We start from the raw sequence: 25,643 nt of genomic DNA, 5'->3' as shown, positions 1-25,643 counted from the left end.
GCACTCCGGAAGTTAGCATCTCGTCATTCCACAAGGACCGACGGGAGGGTCTCATGGACACTGTGAAAGACCTCATGCCCTTCGTCTCCTCGGCGATCGACGCCTACGGCGTGAGCGTGCTGGCCAAGACCCGCGAGCTGGCCGCCGACACGGCCGTGGCCCGGGGCGCACGTATCCTGCAGCGCGTCTTCGGCCGCGGTGACGCCGCGTCCAGACAGGTGATCGAGACGGTGGCGAGCGCCAAGCCGGACGACGAGCCGAGCCGCGCGGCGTTGAGAACGGCCATCATGGAGGCGTTCCGTGCCGATCCGCACCTGGCGCGCGAGGTCGCGGCCATGTTACCCAGGATGACGGGTGGCATGATCGTCACCGGGGACAACGCCCCCGTCCTCTAGCGTGAAGGAGGGACGTCCCTTGCCCAGCGAAGGCGGGAGCAGGCTGCTGGCCGTCAGCGATCTGCACGTCGGCTACGAGGACAACCGGGCCATCGTCGAGGAGCTGAAACCGGCCGGCCAGGGCGACTGGCTGCTGGTCGCGGGCGACGTCGGCGAACGGCTGGAGGACATCGCCTGGGCGCTGGGCCTGCTGGCCGCGCGGTTCGAGCGGGTCGTCTGGGTGCCGGGCAACCACGAGCTGTGGACCCCGCCGGGAGACCCGCCGGAGCTGCGCGGTGCGGCCCGCTACGACCATCTCGTCGCCATGTGCCGCGACCTGGGCGTGCTGACGCCGGAGGACGACTATCCGGTGTGGGAGGGGGCCGGCGGGCCGGTCCGGATCGTGCCCCTGTTCCTGCTCTACGACTACACGTTCCTGCCGGCGGGCCACCGCACCAAGGCGAGCGCGCTCGCGTACGCGCACAGCACCGGCGTGGTCTGCACCGACGAATATCTCCTGCACCCCGACCCGTACCCGAGCCGCGAGGCGTGGTGCCGGGCCCGGGTGGAGCTGACCCGGCGGCGGCTGGCCGGGCTGGACGACGTGCCGCTGGTCTTCGTGAACCACTATCCCCTGGTACGCGAGCCGACCGACATCCTGCGCTACCCGGAGTTCGCCCAGTGGTGCGGCACGACGGCCACCAGGGACTGGCACACCCGCTACCCGACCGCCGCCATGATCTACGGTCACCTCCACATCCCCCGCGTCACCTGGTACGACGGCGTGCGCTTCGAGGAGGTGTCGCTCGGCTACCCCAGGGAGTGGCGGCGCAGGCCGGGCGGCCGCAGGCTGCTGCGCGACGTGATCGTCACCTGAAGGCGCCTGCCCGCGCGGGCAGGCGCCCCCGGTTCACCAGCCGCGGGTCAGCCGCACCCCGGAACCGACCTTGCGCGGCACCCCGATGGCGTCGATCAGGTTGCCGGCGGTGACGACGGACATCGACTTCCCGTCACCGTCGCCCCTGTTCAGCAGCATCCCGGTCTCCTGCTTGGTGCCGTGGCCCAGGATGGTGTTGCCGGTGATCGCCGCGTGGCCGGCGCCGTAGTTGACCGCGTCCAGCGCGAGATAGACGAAGGTCACGTCGGCCGGCAGCGGGCCGGTGGCGGCGTACTTGCGCTCCGGCGGCGGCGAGCCCTTCCGGCGGGCCTCGCGCAGCTCGGCCAGCGCGTTCGGCGGCGGCAGGAACTTGTGGATCCGGTTGTCGGTGATCGTCGTGTTGGCGTCGCCCTGCAGGTCGCAGCGGATGCCGTAGTACGTCTGCTTCGCGGTGCTCTCGGCGCCGAAGTCCTCGATGTAGTTGTTGTCGATCGAGGTGCCGAAGCAGCGGTGGGCGTCGATGGCGTTCTTCGGCGTCGCGTACAGGTGCAGGTCGCTGAACGTCCATCCGGCGGCGTTGTCGCTCTCGATGGCGTTCGTGCCGCTGAAGCCGATCCAGGAGCGCTGCAGCGTCCAGTCGGTGACGGAGTTGCCCGGGTCGACGACGCGCAGCCCGGCCTCGGCGGCGCCCTCGATGTAGACGTCGCTGATGACGCTGTTGACCATCGTGTTCTTGAGCAGCGTGCCGTTCTGCGACGGGTTGCTGATGCGGATGCCGTCGGACGGCGTGCCGTAGATGTCGACGTCGTACACGCGGGTGTTCCAGGAGCGCAGCAGCAGCCCCACGGTGCCCTTGTTGTTGTCGCGGTTGCCGTCGATCGTGAGCCGCTCGACGCGGACCGTCTCGCCGCTCGTGTCGGTGTTCTTCACCCAGCCCTCGGAGGCGAGCACCGCGGGCAGGTTGGCGCCGTCCGCCTGCTTGAGCACCGCCCCGGCCTTGGCGTCGCCGCGGTACGTGCGCCGGTCGGGCAGGCTGATCGTGGCGTTGATCAGGCACGGCCCCTTGATGACGATCTCGTCGCCCTCACTGGAGGAGTCGATCGCGGCCTGCAGCGTCTTGGCGTCGTCGGCGGTGTTGGCACAGGTCGCCTCGACCCTGGCGGCCTCGGCGGGCGTCACCGGCATGAGCACGGCGGCCCCGGCTGCGGCCGCGGCGAGCGCGGCACCGCCGGCGAGCAGGCGAATAGGTAAATGACGCAATGTAGTTCCCCTTGTCAGAACAGTGGCGCTTGAGCCACTGCAGCCCCGTTTGTCCCGTGACGATCATTGTCACCGAACCGGCGTCCGCTGGCTGTCGTTTTCGCAAACCGAAAACCGCAAACACTAAGCGCCGGTACGACGGGTGACCGGCTCAGCGGGTGATCAGGCCCTGGGCCAGGTCGGTGGCCGTGGCCGCGTGGGAGCGGCGGTCGGCGGGGCCGTAGCCGCCGCCACCACCCGACTCGCAGCGCAGCACGTCCCCCGCCGTGACCGGCAACGCGTTCACCTTGAGCATCTCGCGGGCGTCCGGGGTGCCCGGGTTGAGGGTGACGCGCGGCGGCGCGCCCGGCTCGCCGCCCGCCAGGCCCCAGGCCGGGGTGACCGAGCGCTCGAACCAGAGCGACAGCGAGGTCTCCCCGCAGAACTCGTACTCGCGCACCACCCCGTTCCCGCCCCGCCACTGACCGGCCCCGCCGGTGCCGGGGCGGATCTCGTAGCGGCGCACCCGGACCGGGAACAGCGTCTCCAGCACCTCGATGGGCATGTCCCGCAGCGCGCCGTTGACGTTGTTGATCAGGCAGGTCTCGCCGTCGCCGCCGTCCCAGGCGCCCCAGCCGCCGACCGTGGCCTCCTGGGAGACGTACAGCTTGCCGGTACGCGGGTCCGTGCCGGTGAACTGCACGATCATCGAGTCCCCGTACGAGGCCGCGGCCGCCTTGTCCGGCAGCACCGGCGCCAGCGCCCTGACCACCAGGTCGATGAGCAGCCCCAGGTGCGAGTAGTAGTACTGGCAGGCGGCGGGCGACTCGGCGGCCAGCATGGAGCCGGGCCGGGTCTCGACCGACAGCGGGCGGAACGAGCCGCCGTTCAGCGGCACGTCGCCCGAGACCAGCAGCTTGTAGCCGACGCGGACGGCGGCCACGGCCTGGGCCGCGCCGCAGTTGACCGGGCCGAGCGCCTGGTCGGCGCAGTCGGTCAGGTCGACGTGCATCGACTCGCCCGACACCGCGACCGTGACGCTGACCGGCAGCGGGGTGCCGAGGTCGATGCCGTCGTTGTCCAGGAAGCCGGCGGCCTCGTAGACGCCGTCGGGGATGGCCGCGATGGCCGCGCGTTCCATGCGCTCGGTCTGGGCGAAGATCTCGTCGCGGGCGGCCAGCACCGTGTCCAGGCCCCACCGGGACACGATCTCCTTCAGCCGCCGCTGCCCCGTCATGGCGCAGCTCACCTGGGCGCGCAGGTCGCCGAGCGTGGCGTGCGGGAAGCGTACGTTGCGGGCGATCACCTCGTGCAGGTCGCGGCAGGGCGCCCCGCCCGCGTACACCTTGACCGGGCCCATCCGCAGGCCCTCCTGGAAGATCGACGTGGAGTCCATGGAGCCGCCCGGGTCCTTGGAGCCGACGTCCAGCCAGTGCGCCCGCGACGCCGCGAATCCGGCCAGCTCCCCGTCCACGAAGATCGGCCCGTAGACCGTGACGTCGTTGAGGTGGGTGCCGCCGATGTAGGAGTCGTTGAGCACCCACACGTCGCCCTCCTGCCAGACCTCCCGCCCGTACAGGCGCTCGGTCTCGCGGGTGCACACCTCCAGGTTGCCCAGGAAGATCGGCAGCCCGGACGACTGGCCCAGCACGTTGTGGTCGCGGTCGAGCAGCGCGACCGCGCAGTCCTTGGCCTCGTAGATGACGGGGGTGTAGGAGCTGCGGATGAGGGTGGTGTTCATGTCCTCGGCCGCCTGCAGCAGCGCGCAGCGGATGATCTCCGTGGTGACGGGGTCGATCAAAGGTTCACCTTCACGATGAGAAAGCCGTTGGGGTCCACAGTGGCCACGCAGCCGGGCGGGATGACCGTCGTCGCGGTCTCCTCGACCACGATCGCGGGCCCGGCCAGCTCGCCGTCGAGGCTGGAGCGCCGCAGCACCGGGGTGCTGTGCACGGCCCCGTCGAAGATCACATCCCGTACGTACGCCGCCCGCTCCTCGGGGGCCTCCTGCCCGGCGGCGGCGGTGCGCGGGAACGAGCCGAGCCCGGTGCTGCGCAGCATGACGAACTCCACCGGCGCCTCCGGGGTGGCGTGCCCGTAGCGGCCGGTGTGCGCCTCGGCGTAGCGGGCCGCGATCGTCTCGAGGAATCCGGGCTCGGCGGGCTCGGCCGCGTCGCGCAGCGGGATGGTCAGCGTGTAGTCCTGGCCCTCGTAGCGCATGTCCACGGCGTGCTCGACCCGGCGCCGCTCGCCGGGAACGCCCTGGGCGGAGAGCGCCGCCAGGGCCTCTTCCTCCAAGGTCACGAAATTTTGGGACATGTCGGGGCCGTCGAGCGTGTCCTGCGACCGGAAGTACGGATGCGTCAGATCCCGGCGTACGTCGGCCTCCAGCATCCCCCACGCCGAGAACGCTCCCGGGAAGCGCGGCACCACCACCTCGGAGATCCCCAGCTCACGCGCGATGAACACGGCGTGCATCGCCCCCGCGCCCCCGAACGCCACCAGCGCGAACTCCCGCGGCTCGATCCCGTGCTCCACGGTCAGCGTGCGGATCGCCTGCGCCATCTTGGCGTTGGCCACGTCGCAGATGCCCTCGGCCAGCAGCAGCGGGTCCATGTCCAACTCGTCGGCCAGCGTGGCGACCGCCGTGCCGGCCGCCTCCACGTCCAGCGTCATCAGGCCGCCCGCGAACCAGGACGGGTCCACCCGGCCGAGCGCCACGTTCGCGTCGGTCACCGTGGCCCGCGTGCCGCCCCTGCCGTAGCAGGCCGGCCCGGGCACGGCCCCGGCCGACTCGGGCCCGACCCGCAGCGCGCCCGCCTCGGCGTAGGCGATCGAGCCGCCGCCCGCGCCGATCGTGTGCAGGTTCACGATGGGCATGAGCACCGGGTAGCCCTCGATGCGGGCCTCGGCGCTGACGTCGGGCCGCCCGTTCACCACGAGCGACACGTCGAACGACGTCCCGCCCATGTCGATGCAGATCGCGTTCGCCCTGTCCATGAACCGGGCCGCGGCCACCCCGCCCATCGTGCCGCCCACCGGCCCGGACAGCAGCGTCTGCAACGGCCTGCGCATCGCGTACGAGGCGTTCACCAGCCCTCCCGACGACTGCATCACGTGCACCGGCACCGCCAGGCCCCGCTCGGCGAAGCGCCGCTCGATCCTGGCCAGGTAGCGGCGCACCACGGGCCCGGTGTACGCCTCCAGCACCGCCGACGAGGTCCGCTCGTACTCGCGCCACTCCCGCGCCACCTCATGGGAGAGCACGACGAGCACGTCGTCGCCCAGCTCCTCGCGCAGGATCTCGCCGGCCCGCAGCTCGTGCGCCGGGTTCGCGTAGGAGAACAGCAGGCACACGGCCACCGCGTCGAACCCCTCCTCCCGCGCGCGCCGCCCCGCCGCCCGCACCGACTCCTCGTCGAGCGGCACGAGTTCGCGTCCCAGATAGTCGAGCCGGCCGCCGGCCTCCATGACGTCCTGGCGCGGGACCAGCGGCGCGGGTTTGCGGTAGCGCAGGTCGAACATGCGGTCGCGGTTGCCCCTGGCGATCTGGTAGACGTCCCTGCCGCCCTGACCGGCCAGCAGCAGCACCCGGGCGCCCTTGCGCTCCAGCAGCGCGTTGAGCCCCTGCGTGGTGCCGTGCACGAAGAACGAGATCTCGGCCGGATCGTCGACGACCCGGCCCAGCGCGGCGAACACCCCCTCGGCCAGGTCTCCCGGAGTGGTGGGCGCCTTCGAGGCGGTGACCGTACCGCTGCGTTCGTCGTAGCAGACGACGTCGGTGAAGGTGCCGCCGATGTCCATGGCGACGCGATAGCTCATGCGCTGCACCGTACGCCGACGGGGGCGCCGCCCGCATGTGCGGCCCGCACAGGAGCAGGCCCCTGCCAGTGCATCCCGCCCGGGCGACGGGAAGGCGCTCCGCTCAGCGGAGCAGGACGTGGCAGGCGAGTTGCAGGGCCAGGCGGGTGGCGGCGTCGTCCAGGTCGAAGCCCGCGGACTTGATGCGCTCCAGGCGGGTCGTGATCGTGTTGCGGTGCACGCCCAGCCGTTCGGCCGCCTTCAGCGCGCCGCCCGCGTCCAGGACCGCGGCCAGCGTCTCCAGCAGCGTGCCGTCCTTGTCGATCGCCAGCAGCGGCCGCAGGACGACGGTGGCCGGGGTGCGCAGGACGCCGGTGGGCAGCGCGCCCAGCAGCTCGGCGGGGCCCATCCGATCCGCTCGCGCGGCCGTGCCCGGTCCCGCCACGAACGCCGCCGCCTCGGCTCCCAGCAGCGACTCCCCCACCGACCGCAGGCCCTCCACGGGCGCGCCCACCCCGGCGGCGCACGGCCAGGGCATCGTCAGCAGGCAGCGATGGAGGCGTTCGGCCAGCTCGCCGGGGTCCAGCGCCGACCATCCCGCCCAGCCCTCGCCGCGCGGCAGCACGGGCACCTGGCCCACGGCCGCGGCGATGAGCGTCGCGGCCAGCGCGGCGTCGCCCGCCTCCGCCGTCGGCCGGACCTGGTAGGCGGTCAGCGCACCCTCGACGGGCCAGCCCAGCGCGATCGCCTCCGTCCTCGCCCCGCCCTCCTCCGGCTCCCGGGGCTCCCGCTGGGCGTCGGCGAGCAGGCGTTCGGCGAGGGCGCGCCGGAGGGCGAAGTCGCGGGAGGCGCGCAGCCGCTCCTGCGCGGCCCAGGCGGTCAGCGGGGCCACCGCCAGCCTCAGCACTGTACGCACGGCCGCCGGCCAGCCGGGCGACCGGGACGACCCGCCGGCCACGAGCGTGCCCAGCACGCCGCCGTCCAGATCGGGCACCTCCACCTCGGCCGACCACCGCGCCCCCGGCCCCCCGCCGTCGGCTCCCTGGGCCTCCGTGCCCGGGCGAACGGCGCGGGCGCCGGCCAGGTGACGGCCGTACCGGTCGATGAGGGTGACCGAGGTGCCGGGCAGCTCGGCGTTCAGGACGCCCAGCACGCGCCGGGCGGAGGGCCCCGCTTCGGCCAGGCGCGTGGCGCAGCGGGCCACGAGCTGGGTACGGGCCGCCTCCGGCCGGGCGGCCGCCGAGGCGACCCGGACCGCGACGATCAGCGGATCCTCGTCCACGAAGATCAGCGTGACGCCGAGCCGTTCCGCCAGCACCTCGCCGGAGCCCTCGCTCAGCCCGCCCGCCGGGGCGATCACGCACGCCGCCGCCTGTTCCCACGCCCGGCGGGTGGCCATCTCGACCGCCCACCCGCCGCTGGCCGCCGTCCCGATCAGGACCACCGCCGTGTGCGGCGCCACCGCCGCGAACACCGACAGCTCGTCCACGATCCGCACCTGGTGCACGGGGTTCTCGCCCGAGCCGTACATCCTGGCCCCGGCCAGGGGCCCGGCGTTGACCAGCTCGGCCACCGTGACCGGCGCCTCCCACCCCGCGCGCGGCCCCGTCACAGCGGGATCCCGAACGCGTGCAGCCCGCCCAGCCTCTGCCCGCGATCCGTGTGCCACACCGGTGCGGCCTTCACGACCATGACGTCCACCTCCAGGCCGGGCACCGCCTTGTCGACGTCCACGACCATCCCGTCGGCCGTGGAGATCATGCAGATCTGGTCCGGCGTCATCGCCACCGCGGCCCCGTCGGCCAGCGCGAGCACGATCTCGTTGTGGGCCTCCAGCCGTACCAGCCGGCGCAGCCCCTCCGTCTCCTGCACCACGATGCTCGACGGCAGCGACGGGAGCGACACGTCGGCGCCGTGCCCGGTGCTGCCCTCCACCGCCAGGATCCGCCCCGTGCACAGGGTCCGCACGCCGAACGGCGCCGCGGCCGAGCGGGGCGCCCCGGGCTCGCCCGCCCGCAGCAGCAGGCTCACCGTCCCGGGCACGAGCACCCGCGCCAGGTCGCCGGCCGACATCGGGTAGCAGGCCGCCACCGCCCACCCGCCGACCGACAGCACCACGGGGCGCATCAGCTCCTCCACCCGGTCGCCGGCCGTCTCCAGCAGCACCAGCTCGCCCGATCCGCCCGCCAGCGCCACGGGCGCCGGGCTCATCCCGCCCAGCGCGTACGTCGTCTGCTCCAGCAGCGGGAACACCCGCCCCGTGCCGTCGCCGTCCACCAGCGGCACCCCCAGCTGGGCCGCCGCGATGAGCGGGACGAGGGCGTTCTCGGCGGCCAGGTTGAGCGCGACCACGGCCCCGGCCCGCTCCCCCAGCCTGCGCTCCAGCGCCCGCACGGCACGGGCGGGCTCGTCGCCCCTCGGCAGCTGCTCCCCCAGCGCGGTCGTGGATCCGACCAGGCTGACCGCGACGCACAACGTGTCCGGCGCCAGCTCCTCGGCCGTCACCAGCTCGACGCCCGGCCCGATCAGCGAGCCCGCCCAGTCGAGGGTGAGGGTGTGCGCCGACTCCGCCGCCCCGGTCGCGAACATCCTCGCCCCGGCCGACAGCCGCTCGAGCCCGCCCTCGTCGATCACCACGGCCCCGCCTCCCCCCGGCTCATGGCATCGTCCCCTCGGCCTTCACCCGCACCCGGTAGAGCCCGTCCGGCAGGTACGACAGCGGGTTCACGGTCGTCTCGGCGATCCTGGCCGAGCCGGGCAGGGCGCCCGCGCTGACCACGCGGGTGAGCGCCTCGTCCCTGGCGTCCTGGAGCACCCGGTCCAGCTCCGCCCGCCCCCGCGCCTGCACGATCCGCTCCACCTGCGCCTCCGGCCGCCCGATCGCGGCCCCGTACGCCGCCGCCACCTCCTCGGGCACGCCGGGGAGCACCACCCGCCCGCGTGCCAGGCTCGCCGTCCCGCCCAGGTCGCAGGCCAGCGGGTAGCGCCGGAAGTAGTGGGCCGACACCAGCCCGCCGCCCGACCTGGCGAAGAACACCGGCACCCCCGGCAGCTCCCGGGCCGCCTCGTCGGCGATCCGCCCGGCCTCGGGGCCGAGCGCCGCGTTGCGGATCGTGGCCTCCTCGCGCTCGCGCAGCCCAGGATGCCCGAACTCGTACGACAGCGTGATCCGCGCCTGCGGCACCTCGGCCGCGATGATCGCCGCCACGGCCAGCTCGTGGTCGGCCAGCATGGGCGAGCCTGTCGCGGTCACCGCGAAATCGGTCAGCCCGCACGTGGCGGCGAAGCGCCGGGCCGCCTCGGTGTCCAGCGGCGCCAGCACGCGCCCGGTGAGGCTGTGGCCGCCGCGCACGATCGTGGCCGTCCCGGAGCCGACGCGCGGGCGCAGCGCCTCGGGGCACGGCCCGCCCACCCGGATCGCCGCCACGGCGGCGGTGGGCACGTCGCCCAGGTCCACGGCCACGCAGGCCCGCGCCGCCGCGCGGGCGGCGGCGCGGCTCACCGGCCACTCGGGCGCGCCGTCCCTGACGGCCACCAGCACCGGCGACGGCCGTACGAGGGCGACGCCGAGGATCACTCCAGCTCGCGTCCTTCGGTCTCCGGCAGCGGCACGGCCAGCAGCGCCGTGGCCACCATGAACGCGTTGATGATCAGCATGGTAGCGGTGAACCCGGTGGCGTGGGCCAGCAGCGCCCCCACCGCCGACGGCGCCACCGTGGTGGCCACGAGCTGCGCGGCCGTGGCCCACGAGTAGCCGGTGCCGCGCAGGGCGGTCGGGTAGAACTCGCCGTTCCAGGTGTTCCAGACGCCCCAGGCGCCGAGGCTGAAGAACGACAGCACGAAGTTGCCGAGGTACAGGCCGGTGGTCGAGGAGGCGGTGGCGAACCAGAGCCCGCCGAGCACCGCCGCCACGACGTAGACGAGGAAGACCTTCTTGCGGCCGAACCGGCCGGTCAGCAGCGAGGCGCTCACGTACCCGGGGATCATCATCAGCGCGCTCAGCGCCGCGAAGCCGAGCGAGGCCGACAGCGTCAGCCCCTTCTGCTGCAGCAGCGTCGGCAGCCACGTCTGCAGGCCCCAGTAGCCCCAGTTGAAGACGAAGTTCAGCAGCAGCATGACCACGGTGATCCGGGCGAGCCCGCCGCGGAACAGGTCGAGCGGCCGTCCCACCCGCTCGCTAGCCACCGTGAACCTGGCTTCGGCGTCGGGGCTGCTCAGCGTGCGCAGCACCGCGCGCGCCTCCTCCTGGCGGCCCCGGGCGGCCAGCCAGTACGGCGACTCCGGCACCCACGCCCGGATCGCGAACGCCCACAGTCCCGCCGCCGCGCTGGCGATCACCACGACGTGCCAGCCGAGGCCGCCCAGCGTCATCGACGCCCCGATCGCGGCCAGCATGCCGATCGGCCACCCGATCGACAGGTAGACCGCCGCCCGCCCGCGCGAGCGGGTCGGCAGCAGCTCCAGGAAGTAGGGGAAGGTGATGGTGTAGACCCCGGCCAGCGCCAGCCCGGAGGCCACCCGCAGCGTCACCAGCACCGCCATGTTCGGCGCGAACGCCGAGGCGAGCGCGATCACGCCGTACGCCAGCAGCGACCAGAACGCGACCGGCTTGCGCCCGACGCGGTCGGCCACCGGCCCCCACACCAGCACGCCGGGGATCATGCCGAAGGCGACCGCCGACAGCACGACCCCGACCCCCGCCTCGTCGATCCCGAAGGCGGTGCCGAGGTCGCCGGAGACGTAGACGAGGGCGAGCTGCTCCCACGACTCGATGACGAACGCGATGAACAGCGCGAGCGCGATGAGCACGTGCCTGCGGGTGAACGGCATCCGATCGAATGCCGCGCCGATGGGGATCGTTCGGGAGTCGACGGCGGTCATGGAAGCTCCTCGGAGGGGGGCGCTGAATATGGCCGCACCATAAAGCCGCCCTCGTCCGGCGGCCCTGTGCACGCCGCACTGGCGGGCCGCACGATCTGTGCGGCCCGCCCTGCGTCAGGGGCGGGCGGCGTAATAAGGGCCCCGGGGGAACCGCCGCGGGCGCGTAGATCAAGACTCGATCCACCGCCGCAGCATGTTCGTGGCCAGTGTCATGGCCGTCTTGCAGGCGTTGGTGTCGCGCAGCTTGTCGAGCATGACGAAGTCGTGCACGATGCCGGCCATCCGCACCACCGTCACGTCGTTGCCCAGCTCGCGCAGCCGGGCCCCGTACAGCTCGCCCTCGTCGCGCAGCACGTCCGCCTCGCCCGTGATGATCAGCGCGGGCGGCATGCCGCGCAACTCCTCCGAGCGGGCCCGCAGCGGCGAGGCGTGACTCTCGGCCCGCTGGGAGGGCTCGGGGGTGTACTGGTCCCAGAACCACTTCATGCCGTCGCGGTTGAGGTAGTAGCCCGAGGCGAACTGCCGGTACGACTCGGTGTCGAAGCTCGCGTCCGTGACCGGGTAGAACAGGCACTGCCCGCGCAGCCGCACGAAATTGAGCTTGCGGGCCATCATGGTCAGCACGGTCGCCATGTTGCCGCCGACCGAGTCCCCGCACACCGCCATCCGCGTCGGGTCCAGGTCCTTCTCCTTGCCGTGCTCCGACACCCAGCGGGCCGCGACGTAGTTCTGCTGGATCTGCGTGGGGTACTTCGCCTCGGGAGCGCGGTCGTACTCCGGGAAGACGACGGCGGCGCCACAGCGCACGGACAGCTCCCGCACCAGCCGGTCGTGGGTGTGGGCGGAGCCGAACACCCAGCCGGCGCCGTGGATGTAGAAGATGACGGGCATGGTCCCCGTGGCGCCCTTGGGCTTGACGATCCGGACCGGCACCAGGCCCGTGGGACCGCCCTGGACCTGGATCCACTCCTCGTCGATCTCCGGCCTGGGCACGTCCGGGCCGGATTGGAGCCGCTCCAGCGCCTCGCGACCCTCCTCCGGCGGCAGCTCGTAGATGAACGGGCGCCGGGCGGTGGCGTCGGCGAACTCCTGCGCCGCCGGCTCCAGGACGACCCGCTTGATCATTGTGGTCACGATGACCCCCCGGTGAATGTCACGCCGAGAGATTTGTGCCTATTCGCACCTCCAGCCCACCGCCCAAAATCGTCAAATTCCCCCCAAAACGGGTCACTCCCGCTGGAGCTCGTGCGCCAGCTCCTCCAGCTCCGCGCCACCCGCCATGAGCGCGGTCAGCTCCTGCGTGGTGATGTCGGCCTTGCCGTACTCGCCCAGGCTGGCGCCCCGGTTGAGCAGCAGGAACCGGTCGCCCACCGGGTAGGCGTGGTGGGGGTTGTGGGTGATGAAGACCACGCCGAGCCCCCGGTCGCGGGCCCTGGCGATGTAACGCAGCACCACTCCTGCCTGCTTGACCCCCAGCGCGGAGGTGGGCTCGTCGAGGATGAGGACGCGGGCGCCGAAGTAGACGGCCCGGGCGATGGCCACCGACTGCCGCTCGCCGCCGGACAGCGTGCCGACGGGCTGGTCCACGTCGCGGATGTCGATGCCCATGGCCCGCAGCTCCTCGCGGGCGACCTTCCTGGCCTTGGCCACGTCGAAGGCCAGGCCCTTCTTCGGCTCCGAGCCGAGGAAGAAGTTCCGCCAGACCGACATGAGCGGGATCATCGCCAGGTCCTGGTAGACGGTCGCGATGCCGCGGTCGAGCGCGTCGCGGGGGCTGGCGAAGCGCACCTCCTGCCCGTCCACCAGCAGCGTGCCGACGTCGTGCTGGTGCACCCCGGCGAGGATCTTGATGAGCGTGGACTTGCCGGCGCCGTTGTCGCCGAGCACGCAGGTCACCTGGCCGGCCCGCACGCCCATCGACACCTCGCGCAGCGCCAGCACCGACCCGAACGTCTTGCCGATGCCCCTGGTCTCCAGAATCAATGCTTCACCTCCTCGGCGTACCGCCTGACCAGGCGGTTGGCCAGCGTCGCCAGCAGCAGCATCGCGCCCAGGAAGAACTTGAACCAGTCGGCGTTCCAGCCCAGGAACACGATCCCCTTGTCGGCCATGCCGAAGATGACCGCGCCGATCGCGGCCCCGATCGCGGAGCCGTACCCGCCGGTGAGCAGGCAGCCGCCGATGACGGCGGCGATGATGTAGATGAACTCCTGGCCGATGCCGATGTTGGCCTGCACGGAGGTGTAGCGCAGCGCGAGGATCGAGCCGACCAGCCACGCGGCGAACGCCGTCGTCATGAACAGCGCGATCTTCGTCCGGGCGGCGGCCACGCCGACCGCGCGGGCGGCCTGCTCGTTGCCGCCCACCGCGAAGATCCAGTTTCCGGCCCTGGAGCGCATGAGGACCCAGGTGGCCACGGCGGTCACCAGGATCCACCACAGGATCGCCACCCGGAACGAGGTTCCGCCGATCTGGATCGTCCCGGCGAGGATCGCGTTCGCGGCCTCGAAGCCGGAGGCCCGGCGCAGGCCGCTGACCTGCACCGTCCCGGTGATGGCCTTGGTGACGCCGAGGTTGAGGCCCTGCAGCATGAGGAACGTGCCCAGCGTGACGATGAAGCTGGGCAGCTTGGTCCTGGTGACGACCAGGCCGTTGGCGAACCCGATGGCCAGCGCCACGACCAGCCCGACGAGCATCGCCGCCCACACGCTGAACCCGTAGCGGGTGGCCAGCGTGACGAGGATCAGCCCGCTCGTGCCGGTCAGCACGCCGGCCGACAGGTCGAACTCGCCGCCGATCATGAGCAGCGCGACCGCGACGGCCATGATGCCGAGCGTGGCGGCCGGGTCGAGCCAGTTCGCGATGCCGTCCAGGGACCGGAACACCGGCGACTGGGAGGCGAAGAACACGAACACCACGACCAGCCCGACCACCGCGCCCAGCTCGGGCCGGATCAGCAGCCGGCGGGCCAGCCCGACGTCGGCGACCCGCTCGTCGGCCGCCAGGGTCATCGAGTGCCCGCCTCGGCCAGCTTGGCCACCTGCTCGGCGTTGTCCTTGGTCACGAAGCCCGGCCCGGTGTTGACGGGCAGGCCGCCGCCGACGGTGTTGAGGTTGCTCTTGTACAGGTTGAGGAACGTGATCGGCAGGTAGCCCTGCAGGTACTGCTGCTGGTCCACGGCGAACAGGATCTCCCCGTCCTTGATCGCGCTCACCACGTCGCCCGACAGGTCGAACGTGGCCAGCTTGGCCGGCGAGCCCGAGTCCTTGATGGCGTCCCTGGCGGCGATCGCGACGGCCGGGTTGAGCGCGAGCACGCCGTTGACCTGCTTGTCCGACTGCAGCTTGGCGGTGACCTTGGAGGTGACGTCGGCCAGGTTGCTCACGTCGACCTGCAGCCGCTCGACCGTGCCGCCCAGCGTCTGCTCGGCGCCCTTGCAGCGCTGGTCGAGGCCCACGTTGCCGGCCTCGTGGATGACGCACAGCAGCTTGGTGACGCCGGCGGCCTTGAGCTGCTCGCCCGCGCCGCGCCCGGCCACGTCCTCCGACTGCCCGACGTGGGTGATGGCGCCGAACGCCTTGGAGGAGTCGGCGCCCGAGTTGATGGTGACCACCGGGATCTTCGCCGCGACGGCCTTGCCGATGGCCTCCTTGAGAGCGTCGGGGTTGGCCATGGAGACCACGATGCCGTCCACCTTCTCCGAGACGGCCTGGTCGATGAGCTGCGACTGCTTGGCGGGGTCACCGTCGCCCTGGTAGGTGACCTTCACGCCGTACTGCTTGCCCGCGGCCTCGGCGCCGTTCTTGACCACGTCCCAGAAGGAGTCGCCGGCGCCTGCGTGGGTGATGACGGCGAAGCTGGCGCTCGCGGCGGCCGGGGCGGCGGCGGAGCTCGCGGCAGGAGCGCTCTGCGCGCTCTGCCCTCCGGAGGAGCATCCGGTCACGGCGAGCGCGCCCAGCAGGGCCAGCACGATCGGGGTACGTCTCATAGGACACCTCCAAGACCAACGGGCTCGCCCTGGTTGTACCTCAATATCATTTCTATGTATAGACATGCGGACTTTTTCCACAGTAGAACGGAACCTTACGTTCCGATATACTGGAGGGTATGACGAGCGCACCCATGAGTGGCCGCAAAGCGCAGGCCGCCCGCAACGACGAGCTGATCCTGCTGGCGGCCCGGTCGGTCTTCACCGCCGACCCCGGCGCCCCCATCGCGGCCGTGGCCGAGAAGGCGGGCGTCGGGATCAGCGCGCTTTACCGCCGCTACCCCAGCAAGGAGGCACTGCTGCAGAAGCTGTGCGGCGACGGCCTCAAGCTCTACATCGAGATAACCGAGCGGTCGCTGGCCCAGGGAGGCGACCCGTGGGAGGCCTTCGCCGCCTACATGCGCGGCATCGTGGACGCCGACACCAACTCCCTGACGATCAAGCTGGCGGGCACGTTCACGCCGACCGAGGAGCTGGGCCGCGACGCGGTCCGGGCCTCGTCCCTGGCCACCGAGGCGCACCGCCGCGCGGTGGAGGCCGGCGTGCTGCGCCCGGACGTGACCACGGCGGACATCGCCCTGCTGTTCGAGCAGCTGGCCTCGATCAAGCTCGGCGACGAGGAGCGCACCGCGCAGCTGCGCCACCGCTACCTGGCGCTCGTGATGGACTCGCTGCGGATGCCGCCGGCGCGCCGGGAGCTGCCGGGCCCCGCCCCCGTGGACGAGGAGCTGTCGGTGCGCTGGTACCCGTCCTAGTCCTCCGGGCCGGCCAGGCGCTGGGCCAGCGCCACGGTGCGGCGGGCCCGGGCGACGACGGGGGCGTCCACGAAGCGGCCGTCGGGCAGCGCGACCGCGCCGAGGCCCGCTCGCTCGGCCTGCTCGGCCGCTTCGACGATCTCCGCGGCCCTGGCCGCCTCCTCCTCCGAGGGGCGGAACGCCCGCCTGATCACGGGGATCTGGCGGGGGTGGATGGCGGTCCTGCCGAACATGCCGAGCCCGCGGCCCGCCAGGCAGGAGGCCAGGAGGCCGGCCTCGTCCTTGACGTGGGGGTAAACGGCCATGGGCACCGGGGGCAGGCCGGCCGCCGCCGCGGCGGGCACCACCTGCAGCCGCAGGTGGTCCATGGCCCGCTCGTCGGTGATGGCCAGCTCGGCGGCCAGGTCCTGCTCGCCGAGCGCGACGCCGGCGACCTTCGGGTGCGCCGCGATCTCGCGCGCCGCGACGATCCCGGCCGCCGACTCCAGCAGCGCGTACGCCGGCGCGCCGGCGATCGCGTCGAGCACGGCCACGGACTCGACCTTGGGCAGCCGCACGGCGTCGGCCAGCTCCCCGACGGCTTCGAGGTCGGCCAGCCCGCGCCCGGTGGCCAGGTCGTTGACCCGCACGTGCACCCGCGTCTCCCCCTCGGCGTCCCGGCGGGCGCGCAGGTAGGCGACGGCGTTGGCGCGGGCCTCGTCCTTGCGGGCGGGCACGACCGCGTCCTCGAGGTCGATGATGACGACGTCCGCCCCGGAGGCGACGGCCTTGTCGAAGCGCTCGGGCCGGTCGCCGGGCACGTACAGCCAGGTGACGTTCACGCGATCACGCCCTCTTCGCGCAGGGCGGCGATCGCCTCGCCGGAGTAGTCGAGCTCCGCGAGCACCTCGTCGGTGTCGCGCCCGAGCCGCCGTCCCGGCCAGCGGATCTCGCCGGGCGTGTCCGACAGGCGGAACAGGACGTTCTGCAGGGTGACCGAGCCGAGCTCCTCGTCCGGCACCTCCACGAACGTCTTCAGCGCCGCGTACTGCGGGTCCTCGGCGATGTCGGAGACGTCGTAGATGGGCGCGACCGCGGCCTGCGCCTCCTCGAAGCGGGCGATGACCTCGTCGGCGTCCCGCTCGGCGATCCAGGACGCGACGGCCTCGTCCAGCTCGTCCACGTGCTGCACGCGCCCGCTCCCGCTGGCGAACCACGGCTGCTCCACCAGGTCGGGCCGTCCCACCAGGGTGACCACCCGCTCGGCGACCGGCTGGGCGCTGGTGGAGATGGCCAGCCATCGCCCGTCACGGGTGCGGTAGGTGTTGCGCGGCGCGTTGCTGCTGGAGCGGTTGCCGGTGCGGCGCGGCACGACGCCCAGCGCCTTGTACGCCGTCATCTGCGGCCCCAGGATGCCCAGGATCGGCTCGATGATCGCCAGGTCGATGACCTGCCCTCGCCCGCTCTGCTCCCTGGCACGGAGGGCCACCATGATCGCGTACGACATGGCCAGGCCCGCGATGCCGTCGGCGAGGGCCAGCGGCGGCAGCGTGGGCGGCCCGTCGGGCTGCCCGGTCATGGCCGCGAACCCGCTCATGGCCTCGGCCAGCGTCCCGAACCCCGGCTGCTTGGCCATCGGCCCGAACTGCCCGAACCCGGTCATCCGCGCCACGATCAGCCGCGGGTTGAGCTCGAGCAGGTCTTCGGGGGCGAGGTTCCAGCGTTCGAGGGTGCCGGGGCGGAAGTTCTCGATCAGCACGTCGGAGCGCTCGGCCAGGCGGCGCAGGATCTCCTGGCCCTCGGCCCGCGACAGGTCCACGGCCGCGGTGCGCTTGTTGCGCGCGAGCGTCTTCCACCACAGCCCCACGCCGTCCGCCTGCCCATCGGCGCCGGCCTGTTTCCGGGGCACGGACGCGCCGTGCCCGCGCGAGGGGTCGCCGCGCCGGGGGTGCTCGATCTTGATCACGTCGGCGCCGAAGTCGCCCAGCATCATCGCGGCGGAGGGACCGGCGAACAGGGTCGCCGCGTCGATGACCCGCAGGTCGGCGAGGCTCGTCATAGGTATGTAACTTATAAGAAATATGTCATAGGTCAATCTACAGAAAAATGGTGACATGTCGCCTACGGAGCCGCGGCCGCCGATGAGCAAGGCCGAGTACGTCTACAGCGTGCTGCTCGACGAGATCCGCACCGCGCGGATCCCGGGCGGCACGGCGCTGCGGGCAGGAGAGGTGGCCCGCCGCCTGGGCGTGTCGGTCACCCCTGTGCGCGAGGCGCTGCGCCGGCTGGAGAAGGACCGGCTGATCAGCTACGAGGCGCATCACGGCGCGACCGTCGTGGACCTGGGCGACGAGGCCCTGGTCGAGTACTACGGCCTGCGCGCGGTGGTCGAGGGCCTGGGCGCGCGCCTGGCGGCGGGCAGGATCACCCCGGAGGAGCTGGCCGGCCTGCGCGAGCTGCACGCGTCGATGACCGAGGACGCCGCGCACGGCAGGCACGACCGGCTCGGGGAGCAGAGCCGGCGATTCCACCTGCGCATCGTGGACATCGGCGGACCGGCCTTCCTGGGCGCGCACGCCAGGTCGGTGCGCAACAGCTTCCCGGTGCCCGCCGAGGCGTCGCTGTGGCTGGACGCGGCCCAGGTGCGGACCCAGCTCGAGGCGCACGAGGGCATCCTGGCCGCGCTGGCGTCCGGCGACGCCGAGACCGCGGAACGCATCATGATCGACCACGTGCGCCAGGCCGGGGATTACCGGCAACAGCACTGACCAAATACGTACGTCACGGTCGCCGATGACAAAAATCAGCGTTCGGCCCTGCTCTATTGCAACTCGATTACAGCTGTTGCACGATGGCCACTCAAGTGGTCTGGCGCCTGAGGGGGCAGGGACTGTGGCGGACGCGTGGATACTGCATCCCGACTACCGGACCCCTCCCGTCCCGACTGGCGCAGGCATCGTCCCGGGTCCCTGGCGACATCCCGACGGCGGCCAGATCATGAACGGCACCTACGAGCGGCCCCTCCCCGACCGGCAGGTCGAGGTCGTCACCATCTGGTACGGCTACGCGCTCAGCCACTGGAGCGGGCCGCGCATGCCGCGGTTCAGCAGCCCGCTGGTTTCGGCCTGGAACCCGGTGCTGGCCCAGGGGCTGGCGGTGGACCCGGACTGCCCGTCGCCGTACCACGACGAGCTGTGGTGCGACCGGTGGATCGCCGACGCCCTGCTGTACGGGCGCAAGCCGTACGGGGCGTTCACGCTGCCCGCGGCCGAGGCGCTGCGCTGGTTCGCCAAGAGCGGCGGCACCGGCCTGGTCTACCACGCGGAGCCGGCCGGCGGGCTGATCAGGGTCGTGGCGGGCACGGCGGAGCGCTACGCGCAGCTGTTCGACCTGGACGCGCTGATCTCCGACTACCGCGGCGCGCTGCCGCCCGAGCTGGCCGAGCGCGAGGTGGCGGCGCTGGAGGCGCACCGCGGCCACTCCCCCGCGCTGCGCTACATCCTCAGCGAGAACGGCGAGGGCCGCTTCGCCCAGGCGCCGCTGTCGGTCCGCGGCCTCACCCTCGGATACCCTCCACGGGAGACCGCCGCCCGCATCGCCGCCGCGGCCCTGTCGTGACCGCACTCACCACCGGAGCCACGCTGTGACCGCGAGACCCGTGCCGGGCGTCAAAGGTGTCCTGTTCGACCTGGACGGCACCCTGCTCGACCACCGCGGCGCCGCCGACGCCGCGATCACGGCCTGGATGACGGCGTACTCCCCCGGCCACCCGCGCCTGGACGAGGTGCCCGCGCTCTGGGCCGCCCTGGAGGGGCCGCACCTGGCGATGTGGCAGGCGGGCGAGTGCACCGTGCAGGAGCAGCGGCGCCGCCGCCTGAGCGCGCTCTGCCTGGAGCTGGCCGTGCCGGCGCCCGGCGACCTCGACTCGGCCTACGCCGACTTCGCCGAACGCTACCGGCAGGGCTGGACCGCCTACCCGGACGCGGCGGGGGCGGTGGCGGAGCTGGGCGGGTTCGCGCTCGGGGTGCTGACGAACGGCGGGCAGCTGATGCAGGAGGCGAAGGTCCGCGCGATCGGGCTGGCCGACCTGGTCGGACCGGTGCTGACGGGCGAGGTGCTGGGCGGCCACTTCAAGCCGTCACCCGCCTCCTACACCGGCGCCGCCGGGGCGCTCGGGCTGGCTCCGGAGCAGGTGCTGCTGGTGGGCGACGACGTCGAAAAGGACGTGACGGGGCCGGCGGCGACCGGGATGCGCTCGGTCTGGCTCGACCGGCTCGGGGTCGAGCCGCCACCCGCCGGCTTCCCGCGCATCACCTCACTGACCGAGCTCCCGCGACTGCTGCTCCGCTAGCGCCACTACCGGGGCGCCAGCTCGGCCAGCACCGAGCCCTCCAGGTCGAAGCCGCCCACATGCGCCAGGTAGGACCCCTGTGCCAGCGGGTCGCCGAGGTAGACGCCGCCCGCCTGTCGCACCAGCAGCGCCCCCGCCGCCACGTCCCAGGGGTGGGCGCGGGTGCCGTAGGCGGCGTCCGACCAGCCGGCGGCGACGTGCGCGAGCTTGAGCGCGGCGCTGCCCGGCTTGCGCACGGCCGAGAAGGACTCCAGGAACCGGCCGTAGCGGCGCAGCGCCTCCTCGCCGTCCGCCTCCAGGTCCGCGGGCGTCGGATAGCTCGACAGCAGCATCGCCTCCCGGTCTCTGGTGGCTCCCGCGCTCTTCAGCGGCGTGCCGTTGCACCAGGCGCCCTCGGTGGAGGCGCTGAACTCGTCCTCGCGCACGGGGTCGTAGACCACGCCGGCGACCAGTTCGCCGCGCGCGGCGACGGCGATGGAGACGCAGAAGAACGGCAGTCCGGCGGCGAAGTTGGCGGTGCCGTCGATGGGATCGATGTACCAGGCGAGGTCGCCGGAGCCCGTGGTGCCGCCCTCCTCACCGACGATCACGCTTTCGGGCACGCGAGCGGTGATGACCGCGCGGATGGTCTCCTCGGCGGCGCGGTCGTGCTCGGTCACCGGGTCGTGGAAGTCGCGTTTGGTGGACACCTCGGGCCGGGACCTGAAGGCCTTGCGCAGCCGGGGCCCGACGGCTCGGGCCGCCTCGGTGGCGATGTCCAGCAGGTGCGTCACATCCATCTTCACTCCAGAAGCAGGGGAAAAGGGCATCATGACCCTCTATGCCCACTTCACCCGCTCTCAGTTGTTTGTCAGGACATTCTGACCTGCGTTAAGCTGATCAGCATGACCGCGAATCTCGCCATCGACCTGGACCGATCCAGTCCCGTGCCGCTCTACTTCCAGGTGGCCGAGCAGATCGCCGAGGCCATCCGGCGAGGGGACCTGGCGCCCGGCTCCCGGCTGGACAACGAGATCCTGCTGGCCGACAAGCTGGGCCTGTCGCGGCCCACGATCCGCCAGGCCATCCAGTATCTCGTGGACAAGGGCCTGCTCGTGCGCAAGCGCGGCGTCGGCACCCAGGTCGTCCACGGTCAGGTCAAGCGCTCGGTGGAGCTGACGAGCCTCTACGACGACCTGCGCAGGGCGGGCCAGGAGCCGGCCACGCAGGTGCTGGCGCTGGAGCCGCGCCCGGTCGAGGAGGAGGTCGCCGGCATCCTGGGCGTGGCGGAGGGCACGGAGATCCTCTATCTCGAGCGCCTTCGGTTCGCCGCCGGGGAGCCGCTGGCGGTGCTGCACAACTGGCTGCCGCTCGGTCTGGCCCAGCTCACCGCCGCCGACCTGGAGGGCCGCGGCCTGTACGAGCTGCTGCGCGCCGCGGGCGTGCGGATGCGGGTCGCCAACCAGCGGATCGGCGCGCGGGCCGCCACCCAGGCCGAGGCCAGGCTCCTGGAGGAGCGCCGCGGCGCGCCGCTGCTGACCATGATCCGCACCACCTACGACGACCAGGGTCGGGCCGTCGAGCACGGCTCACACGTCTACCGGGCCTCGCACTACTCCCTCGAGGTCACCCTCATCGAGCGCTGAGGCTGCCCGCCGCTTCAGGTAGAGCGTGGTGCAGATCCCGAACACCACGGCCACCACGAGCCCCACCCACGAGAAGCCCTTCAGCCACTTCTCGGCGACGAGCCCGAGATAGAAGATCACCGTGGTGGTGCCGCCCGCCCACACGATCCCGCCGAGCACGTTGGCGACGGCGAACTTCCAGTACGGCATGCGCAGCGCCCCCGCCAGCGGCCCGGCCAGGATGCGCAGCAGCGCGATGAACCGCCCGACGAAGACCGCCCACACGCCGAACCGCTGGAAATACCCTTCGGCCCTGGCGACGTGCCGCGGCCCGAAATGCTTCGGGAAGCGCCGCCCGAGCCGGTCGAACAGGGGCGCGCCGCCCCTGCGCCCGATCGCGTACCCGGCGGAGTCCCCCAGGATCGCCCCGGCGCTCGCGCACGCACCGACCCAGAAGGGGTGCACCACGCCCTTGGAGGCCAGGATCGAGGCGCTGACCAGGACGATCTCGCCGGGCAGCGGGATGCCGAGGCTCTCGAACCCGATCACCAGCGCGACCATGGCGTAGAGCCAGCCGGCCGGGATCGCCTGCAACCATTCGTCGATATGCACGCGCGCAACCCTAGCGCCGTCACATCACCACAAGACCCGCGATCGAGACCTTCCTTCCGCACCGGACGGTCAGCGTTCGCTGTCGAGCATGGACATCTGCGCGTCGGCGTAGCGCGAGCCGGCGGCGGCGCCCTCGGGGACGGCCGCCTCGATGGCCGCCAGGTCCTCGGCGGTCAGTTTCACGTCCAGGGCGCCCAGCGCCTCGGCCAGCCGCTCGCGCCGGCGGGCCCCGACGAGCGGGACGATCTCCTCGCCCCGGGCCAGCACCCAGGCGATGGCCAGCTGCGCGACCGTGACCCCCTTGGCCTCGGCGAGCCCGCGCAGCGCCGCCACCAGCGTGAGGTTGTGGGCCAGGTTGTCGCCGGAGAAGCGCGGGCTGACGGCGCGGAAGTCACCGGCGCCCAGCTCGCGGTCCTCGGACCAGTGCCCGCTGAGCAGCCCCCTGGACAGCACGCCGTACGCGGTCACGCCGATGCCCAGCTCGCGGCAGGCGGGCAGGATGTCCCGCTCGATCCCCCTGGACAGCAGCGAGTATTCGAGCTGCACGTCGGCGATCGGGTGGACGGCGTGGGCCCGCCGGATGGTCTCGGCGCCGGCCTCGGACAGCCCGACGTGCCGCACGCGTCCCTTCGCGACCTCTTCGGCGATGGCGCCGACGGTCTCCTCGATCGGCACGGCCGGGTCGACCCGCGCGATCCGGTAGACGTCCACGTGGTCGGTGCCGAGGCGGCGCAGGGTGTAGGCGAGCGAGGTCTTGACGCCCGCGGGGCGGCCGTCGTAGCCGAGCCAGTTGCCGTCGTAGTCGCGCTGCGCCCCGAACTTCACGCTGATCCGCACGTCATCGCGCGAGCGGCCGTCGAGCGCCTGGCGGATGAGCAGCTCGTTGTGGCCCATGCCGTAGAAGTCGCCGGTGTCGAGCAGCGTGATGCCGGCGTCGAGGGCGGCGTGGATGGTGGCGATGGACTCGGACGTGTCGGCCGGCCCGTAGAAGTCGGACATGCCCATGCAGCCCAGCCCGAGGTCGGACACGACGGGTCCGCCGGTTCCCAGAGTTCTCATACGGCCAGTATGCCTATTGGACTGACAGATTTCAATTTTTGTCAGCACGCAGGAGCCGGTCGGCGTCGCCCCGCGAGGCCACGCGGACGAAGTCGAGGTGCGCGTTGGCGGGATCGGCGGCGGCCCGCCCGTAGCGCTGCCGGTAGACGGCGTGCTGGTTCCAGGCGAAGCGGATGATCGATTCGTCCTTGTCGAGGAGGAAGCGGAAGGATTCCCTGTTGCCGTTCCACAGCTCGGCGCCGGTGGCCATCCGGCGCAGGGTCCTGGCCAGGAGCTGGCGCATGACCACCGGCCTGGGCAGGTCGATCCAGACCACGGTGTCGGCCCGTGACCACACCAGGTCGCGCACGGCGGAGTAGTTGCCGTCGACCACCCACCCCTCGCCCGCCGTGAACGCCTCGACCTCGGCCCTGAACTCCTCCGGCGGGCGCGGCGTCCACCCGGCCATGTGGAAGACGGAGTCGAGCTCCAGCCACGGCACCCCCAGCCGCCCGGCCAGCGCGGCCGCCAGCGTCGACTTCCCCGACCCGGAGTTCCCCACCACGGACACACGTCTCATCCGCCACAATCTACGGCCAAACCGATATTCGAGGCAGGGTTCGCCGCCGGACCGGCCTCAGCCGCCACCCTCACCGCTCAGGCCGCCGCCGCGCCCTGGCGCCCCGGGCGCCGCCCCAACGGCAGGGGCGCCGCGGGCTCGTCACATGCTGAGATCCCCCGTCTCCATGTAGATCTCGTCGACCACCTCCACCTGAGCGTGGAAACCGTGCTCCCCGGTACGGGAGACGCCCAGGTCGAAGGCCCCCTCCGCCGTGTCGCCCGCCACGAGCCGCCGCCGGGGCGTGTCCACCCGGTCGAACGTCACCGGCACCGGCCGCTCGAAGTCCGCGGGCGGCTCCCCCGTGACGCCGGGCTCGTGGCGCACGGTCCCCGGGCCCAGGCGGACGGCGAGGACCTGGTCGAAGTCGGGGCGGGCGGTGATCTCGTGCGCGAGATACAGCCCGCCCGCCCGGCCGAAGCACAGGTAGCTCAGCGGCGCCCGGTCGTCGTGCCGCGCCGCCGGGTCGAGCCGCCGGAAGAAGAAGATCCGCTTGATCCGCGCCGTGACGTCCTCGGCGATCGGGGTGCCGCCGCGCTCGAAGTGCCCCCGGAAGACGGTGCCCCGCACCGAGGTCCGCACCGGCCCGCCCTGGGGGTCGAGCTCCAGGATGTCGAACGGGTCCGGCACGAACGTGCGCAGGTCGTCGACCTTGCGCATCGCCTCGCGCACGTCGTCGCGGAAGCCGACCTCCATGAGCACCTGGAAGCGGTGCGCCGGGATGTGGAACATCGGCAGGTGCGAGAAATACAGCGGGTCGTCGCCGAAGAGCAGCATCCCGTGGACGTCGAACGTCTCGGGCTGGCCCTGCTCAGGGCCCTGGTCGTGGTGCGCGTGCATCGTCGCCTCCGGTTCTGCGCTGAGGCACCCAGTACAGCCCCGGCGGCGCGATGAACGCCTGAGTACGCGCTACTCAATTGCCCGCGTGTAATCGGCGCTCAAGTGGCGTGCAATCCGCTTGGCGTACAACGGCATCCGGCAGATCGGGAGACACGCCTGCGGCGGGCGAGAAGAGGGCAGGGAAGACAATGGGCACGGGACTGTGGATGTCGATGGCGATCACGGGGGCGACGATGCTGATCCTGGCGTGCGTCGGGCTGCCGTTCCTGATCGCCTCCTGGAACGGCCGGCAGCTCCTGGCCACCGGCGTCGCCGCGCAGGCGGTGATCGAGTCGATGACCGACACCGGCGTGACGATCAACGGGCAGCCGCTCGTCAGCTTCGTCCTGGGGGTGCGGACGCAGGACGGGCAGGTGCACCAGGTCACGCACCGGCAGTCGCTGCCGCGCCTGCCCATGGGCATGATCGTGCCCGGCGCGGTGGTGCCGGTCAAGGTGGACCCGCAGCGGCGCGACCGGGTCCGCATCGACTGGGCGTCCTGGCGCCCCGCCCCCTACGGCGCGTAGGCGCCGAGCACCAAAGCGACCCGTCCGGTGGTTTCCGGACGGGTTACGTTCTTTTTTCCATCCGGTCCTAACCCTTGGCAACTTACCTCCCAGACACCTAAGGTTCAGTGCAATGCCAC

26 protein-coding genes are annotated in these 25,643 nt (G+C 72.3%); 8 read left to right on the top strand and 18 right to left on the bottom strand.

Going from position 1 to position 25,643, the window contains the following annotated elements; genetic code table 11:
* Positions 1-53 precede the first annotated feature (53 nt).
* Positions 54-395, top strand: coding sequence for a hypothetical protein (locus ACFKCF_RS23505; protein WP_394496662.1), 342 nt, complete (start codon positions 54-56; stop codon positions 393-395).
* A gap of 19 nt (positions 396-414) precedes the next feature.
* Positions 415-1,251, top strand: coding sequence for a metallophosphoesterase family protein (locus ACFKCF_RS23500; protein ID WP_394496661.1), 837 nt, complete (start codon positions 415-417; stop codon positions 1,249-1,251).
* A gap of 33 nt (positions 1,252-1,284) precedes the next feature.
* On the opposite strand, the gene ACFKCF_RS23495 is transcribed toward ACFKCF_RS23500, so the two are convergent.
* The 11 genes from ACFKCF_RS23495 to ACFKCF_RS23445 form a co-directional block, all read right to left on the bottom strand.
* A complete protein-coding gene (locus ACFKCF_RS23495) occupies positions 1,285-2,511 on the bottom strand; it encodes a hypothetical protein (protein WP_394496659.1) in 1,227 nt (408 codons plus the stop codon).
* A 151-nt stretch (positions 2,512-2,662) separates the two neighbouring features.
* Complete coding sequence (locus tag ACFKCF_RS23490; RefSeq protein WP_394496657.1) at positions 2,663-4,291, bottom strand: hydantoinase B/oxoprolinase family protein; 1,629 nt, start codon at positions 4,289-4,291, stop codon at positions 2,663-2,665.
* A complete protein-coding gene (locus ACFKCF_RS23485; protein WP_394496655.1) occupies positions 4,288-6,312 on the bottom strand; it encodes a hydantoinase/oxoprolinase family protein in 2,025 nt (674 codons plus the stop codon). The genes ACFKCF_RS23490 and ACFKCF_RS23485 overlap by 4 nt, the downstream gene beginning before the upstream one ends.
* Positions 6,313-6,415: 103 nt before the next feature.
* Entirely contained in the window at positions 6,416-7,903 is a 1,488-nt protein-coding gene (locus tag ACFKCF_RS23480) for a PucR family transcriptional regulator (protein ID WP_394496653.1), read from the bottom strand.
* A complete protein-coding gene (locus ACFKCF_RS23475) occupies positions 7,900-8,928 on the bottom strand; it encodes a DUF917 domain-containing protein (RefSeq protein ID WP_394496652.1) in 1,029 nt (342 codons plus the stop codon). The genes ACFKCF_RS23480 and ACFKCF_RS23475 overlap by 4 nt, the downstream gene beginning before the upstream one ends.
* Positions 8,929-8,947: 19 nt before the next feature.
* Positions 8,948-9,868 (bottom strand): hypothetical protein, encoded by a 921-nt coding sequence (locus ACFKCF_RS23470; RefSeq protein ID WP_394496650.1) that lies wholly within the window; start codon positions 9,866-9,868, stop codon positions 8,948-8,950.
* Positions 9,865-11,172, bottom strand: coding sequence for an MFS transporter (locus ACFKCF_RS23465; RefSeq protein ID WP_394496648.1), 1,308 nt, complete (start codon positions 11,170-11,172; stop codon positions 9,865-9,867). Before ACFKCF_RS23465 ends, ACFKCF_RS23470 begins: the two co-directional genes overlap by 4 nt.
* 168 nt (positions 11,173-11,340) lie before the next feature.
* Positions 11,341-12,297: an alpha/beta hydrolase gene (locus ACFKCF_RS23460; protein ID WP_394496646.1), complete on the bottom strand. Its 957-nt coding sequence runs from the start codon at positions 12,295-12,297 to the stop codon at positions 11,341-11,343.
* A 102-nt stretch (positions 12,298-12,399) separates the two neighbouring features.
* Positions 12,400-13,155 (bottom strand): ATP-binding cassette domain-containing protein, encoded by a 756-nt coding sequence (locus tag ACFKCF_RS23455; protein WP_394496644.1) that lies wholly within the window; start codon positions 13,153-13,155, stop codon positions 12,400-12,402.
* Positions 13,152-14,183 (bottom strand): ABC transporter permease, encoded by a 1,032-nt coding sequence (locus ACFKCF_RS23450; protein ID WP_394496643.1) that lies wholly within the window; start codon positions 14,181-14,183, stop codon positions 13,152-13,154. Before ACFKCF_RS23450 ends, ACFKCF_RS23455 begins: the two co-directional genes overlap by 4 nt.
* Positions 14,180-15,160 (bottom strand): sugar ABC transporter substrate-binding protein, encoded by a 981-nt coding sequence (locus ACFKCF_RS23445; protein ID WP_394496641.1) that lies wholly within the window; start codon positions 15,158-15,160, stop codon positions 14,180-14,182. The genes ACFKCF_RS23450 and ACFKCF_RS23445 overlap by 4 nt, the downstream gene beginning before the upstream one ends.
* Before the next feature lie 119 nt (positions 15,161-15,279).
* Between ACFKCF_RS23445 and ACFKCF_RS23440 the strand changes: the two genes are divergently transcribed.
* Positions 15,280-15,915 carry a TetR/AcrR family transcriptional regulator gene (locus tag ACFKCF_RS23440; RefSeq protein ID WP_394496639.1) on the top strand — a complete coding sequence of 212 codons (636 nt, stop codon included), beginning with the start codon at positions 15,280-15,282 and terminating at the stop codon, positions 15,913-15,915.
* Here ACFKCF_RS23440 and ACFKCF_RS23435 read toward each other — a convergent pair.
* Together ACFKCF_RS23435 and ACFKCF_RS23430 are read right to left on the bottom strand one after the other, a co-directional pair.
* Complete coding sequence (locus tag ACFKCF_RS23435; RefSeq protein WP_394496638.1) at positions 15,912-16,736, bottom strand: HpcH/HpaI aldolase/citrate lyase family protein; 825 nt, start codon at positions 16,734-16,736, stop codon at positions 15,912-15,914. The two genes, ACFKCF_RS23440 and ACFKCF_RS23435, sit on opposite strands and share 4 nt — an antisense overlap.
* Entirely contained in the window at positions 16,733-17,953 is a 1,221-nt protein-coding gene (locus tag ACFKCF_RS23430) for a CaiB/BaiF CoA transferase family protein (RefSeq protein WP_394496636.1), read from the bottom strand. The genes ACFKCF_RS23435 and ACFKCF_RS23430 overlap by 4 nt, the downstream gene beginning before the upstream one ends.
* A 55-nt stretch (positions 17,954-18,008) precedes the next feature.
* On the opposite strand from ACFKCF_RS23430, the gene ACFKCF_RS23425 reads away from it, so the two are divergent.
* From ACFKCF_RS23425 to ACFKCF_RS23415, 3 genes are all read left to right on the top strand, one after another.
* Entirely contained in the window at positions 18,009-18,662 is a 654-nt protein-coding gene (locus ACFKCF_RS23425; RefSeq protein ID WP_394496634.1) for a GntR family transcriptional regulator, read from the top strand.
* 229 nt (positions 18,663-18,891) lie between these two features.
* Positions 18,892-19,512, top strand: a complete 621-nt coding sequence (locus ACFKCF_RS23420; RefSeq protein ID WP_394496632.1) for a hypothetical protein — start codon at positions 18,892-18,894, stop codon at positions 19,510-19,512.
* Positions 19,513-19,537: 25 nt separating this feature from the next.
* Complete coding sequence (locus tag ACFKCF_RS23415; protein WP_394496630.1) at positions 19,538-20,245, top strand: HAD family hydrolase; 708 nt, start codon at positions 19,538-19,540, stop codon at positions 20,243-20,245.
* A 5-nt stretch (positions 20,246-20,250) separates the two neighbouring features.
* Here ACFKCF_RS23415 and ACFKCF_RS23410 read toward each other — a convergent pair whose 3' ends face one another.
* Positions 20,251-21,024, bottom strand: a complete 774-nt coding sequence (locus ACFKCF_RS23410) for an inositol monophosphatase family protein (RefSeq protein WP_394496629.1) — start codon at positions 21,022-21,024, stop codon at positions 20,251-20,253.
* Positions 21,025-21,129: 105 nt separating this feature from the next.
* Here ACFKCF_RS23410 and ACFKCF_RS23405 point away from each other — a divergent pair, with 105 nt between their 5' ends.
* Positions 21,130-21,870, top strand: coding sequence for a GntR family transcriptional regulator (locus tag ACFKCF_RS23405; protein ID WP_394496627.1), 741 nt, complete (start codon positions 21,130-21,132; stop codon positions 21,868-21,870).
* Here the strand turns inward: ACFKCF_RS23405 and ACFKCF_RS23400 are convergent.
* The 4 genes from ACFKCF_RS23400 to ACFKCF_RS23385 all read right to left on the bottom strand — a co-directional run bounded on the left by ACFKCF_RS23400 (position 21,814) and on the right by ACFKCF_RS23385 (position 24,958).
* Complete coding sequence (locus ACFKCF_RS23400; RefSeq protein ID WP_394496626.1) at positions 21,814-22,461, bottom strand: DedA family protein; 648 nt, start codon at positions 22,459-22,461, stop codon at positions 21,814-21,816. The two genes, ACFKCF_RS23405 and ACFKCF_RS23400, sit on opposite strands and share 57 nt — an antisense overlap.
* A 69-nt stretch (positions 22,462-22,530) precedes the next feature.
* Complete coding sequence (locus tag ACFKCF_RS23395) at positions 22,531-23,520, bottom strand: aldo/keto reductase (protein WP_394496624.1); 990 nt, start codon at positions 23,518-23,520, stop codon at positions 22,531-22,533.
* A gap of 31 nt (positions 23,521-23,551) precedes the next feature.
* Complete coding sequence (locus ACFKCF_RS23390) at positions 23,552-24,079, bottom strand: hypothetical protein (protein WP_394496622.1); 528 nt, start codon at positions 24,077-24,079, stop codon at positions 23,552-23,554.
* 141 nt (positions 24,080-24,220) lie between these two features.
* Positions 24,221-24,958, bottom strand: a complete 738-nt coding sequence (locus ACFKCF_RS23385) for a hypothetical protein (RefSeq protein ID WP_394496620.1) — start codon at positions 24,956-24,958, stop codon at positions 24,221-24,223.
* A 188-nt stretch (positions 24,959-25,146) separates the two neighbouring features.
* On the opposite strand from ACFKCF_RS23385, the gene ACFKCF_RS23380 reads away from it, so the two are divergent.
* A complete protein-coding gene (locus ACFKCF_RS23380; RefSeq protein ID WP_394496618.1) occupies positions 25,147-25,524 on the top strand; it encodes a hypothetical protein in 378 nt (125 codons plus the stop codon).
* Positions 25,525-25,643 lie beyond the last annotated feature (119 nt).

Source organism: Nonomuraea sp. JJY05, assembly GCF_043496855.1.
GTDB lineage: Bacteria > Actinomycetota > Actinomycetes > Streptosporangiales > Streptosporangiaceae > Nonomuraea.
The sequence above is the reverse complement of the archived record's forward strand: the minus strand, read 5'-3'. Positions and strand labels throughout refer to the sequence as shown.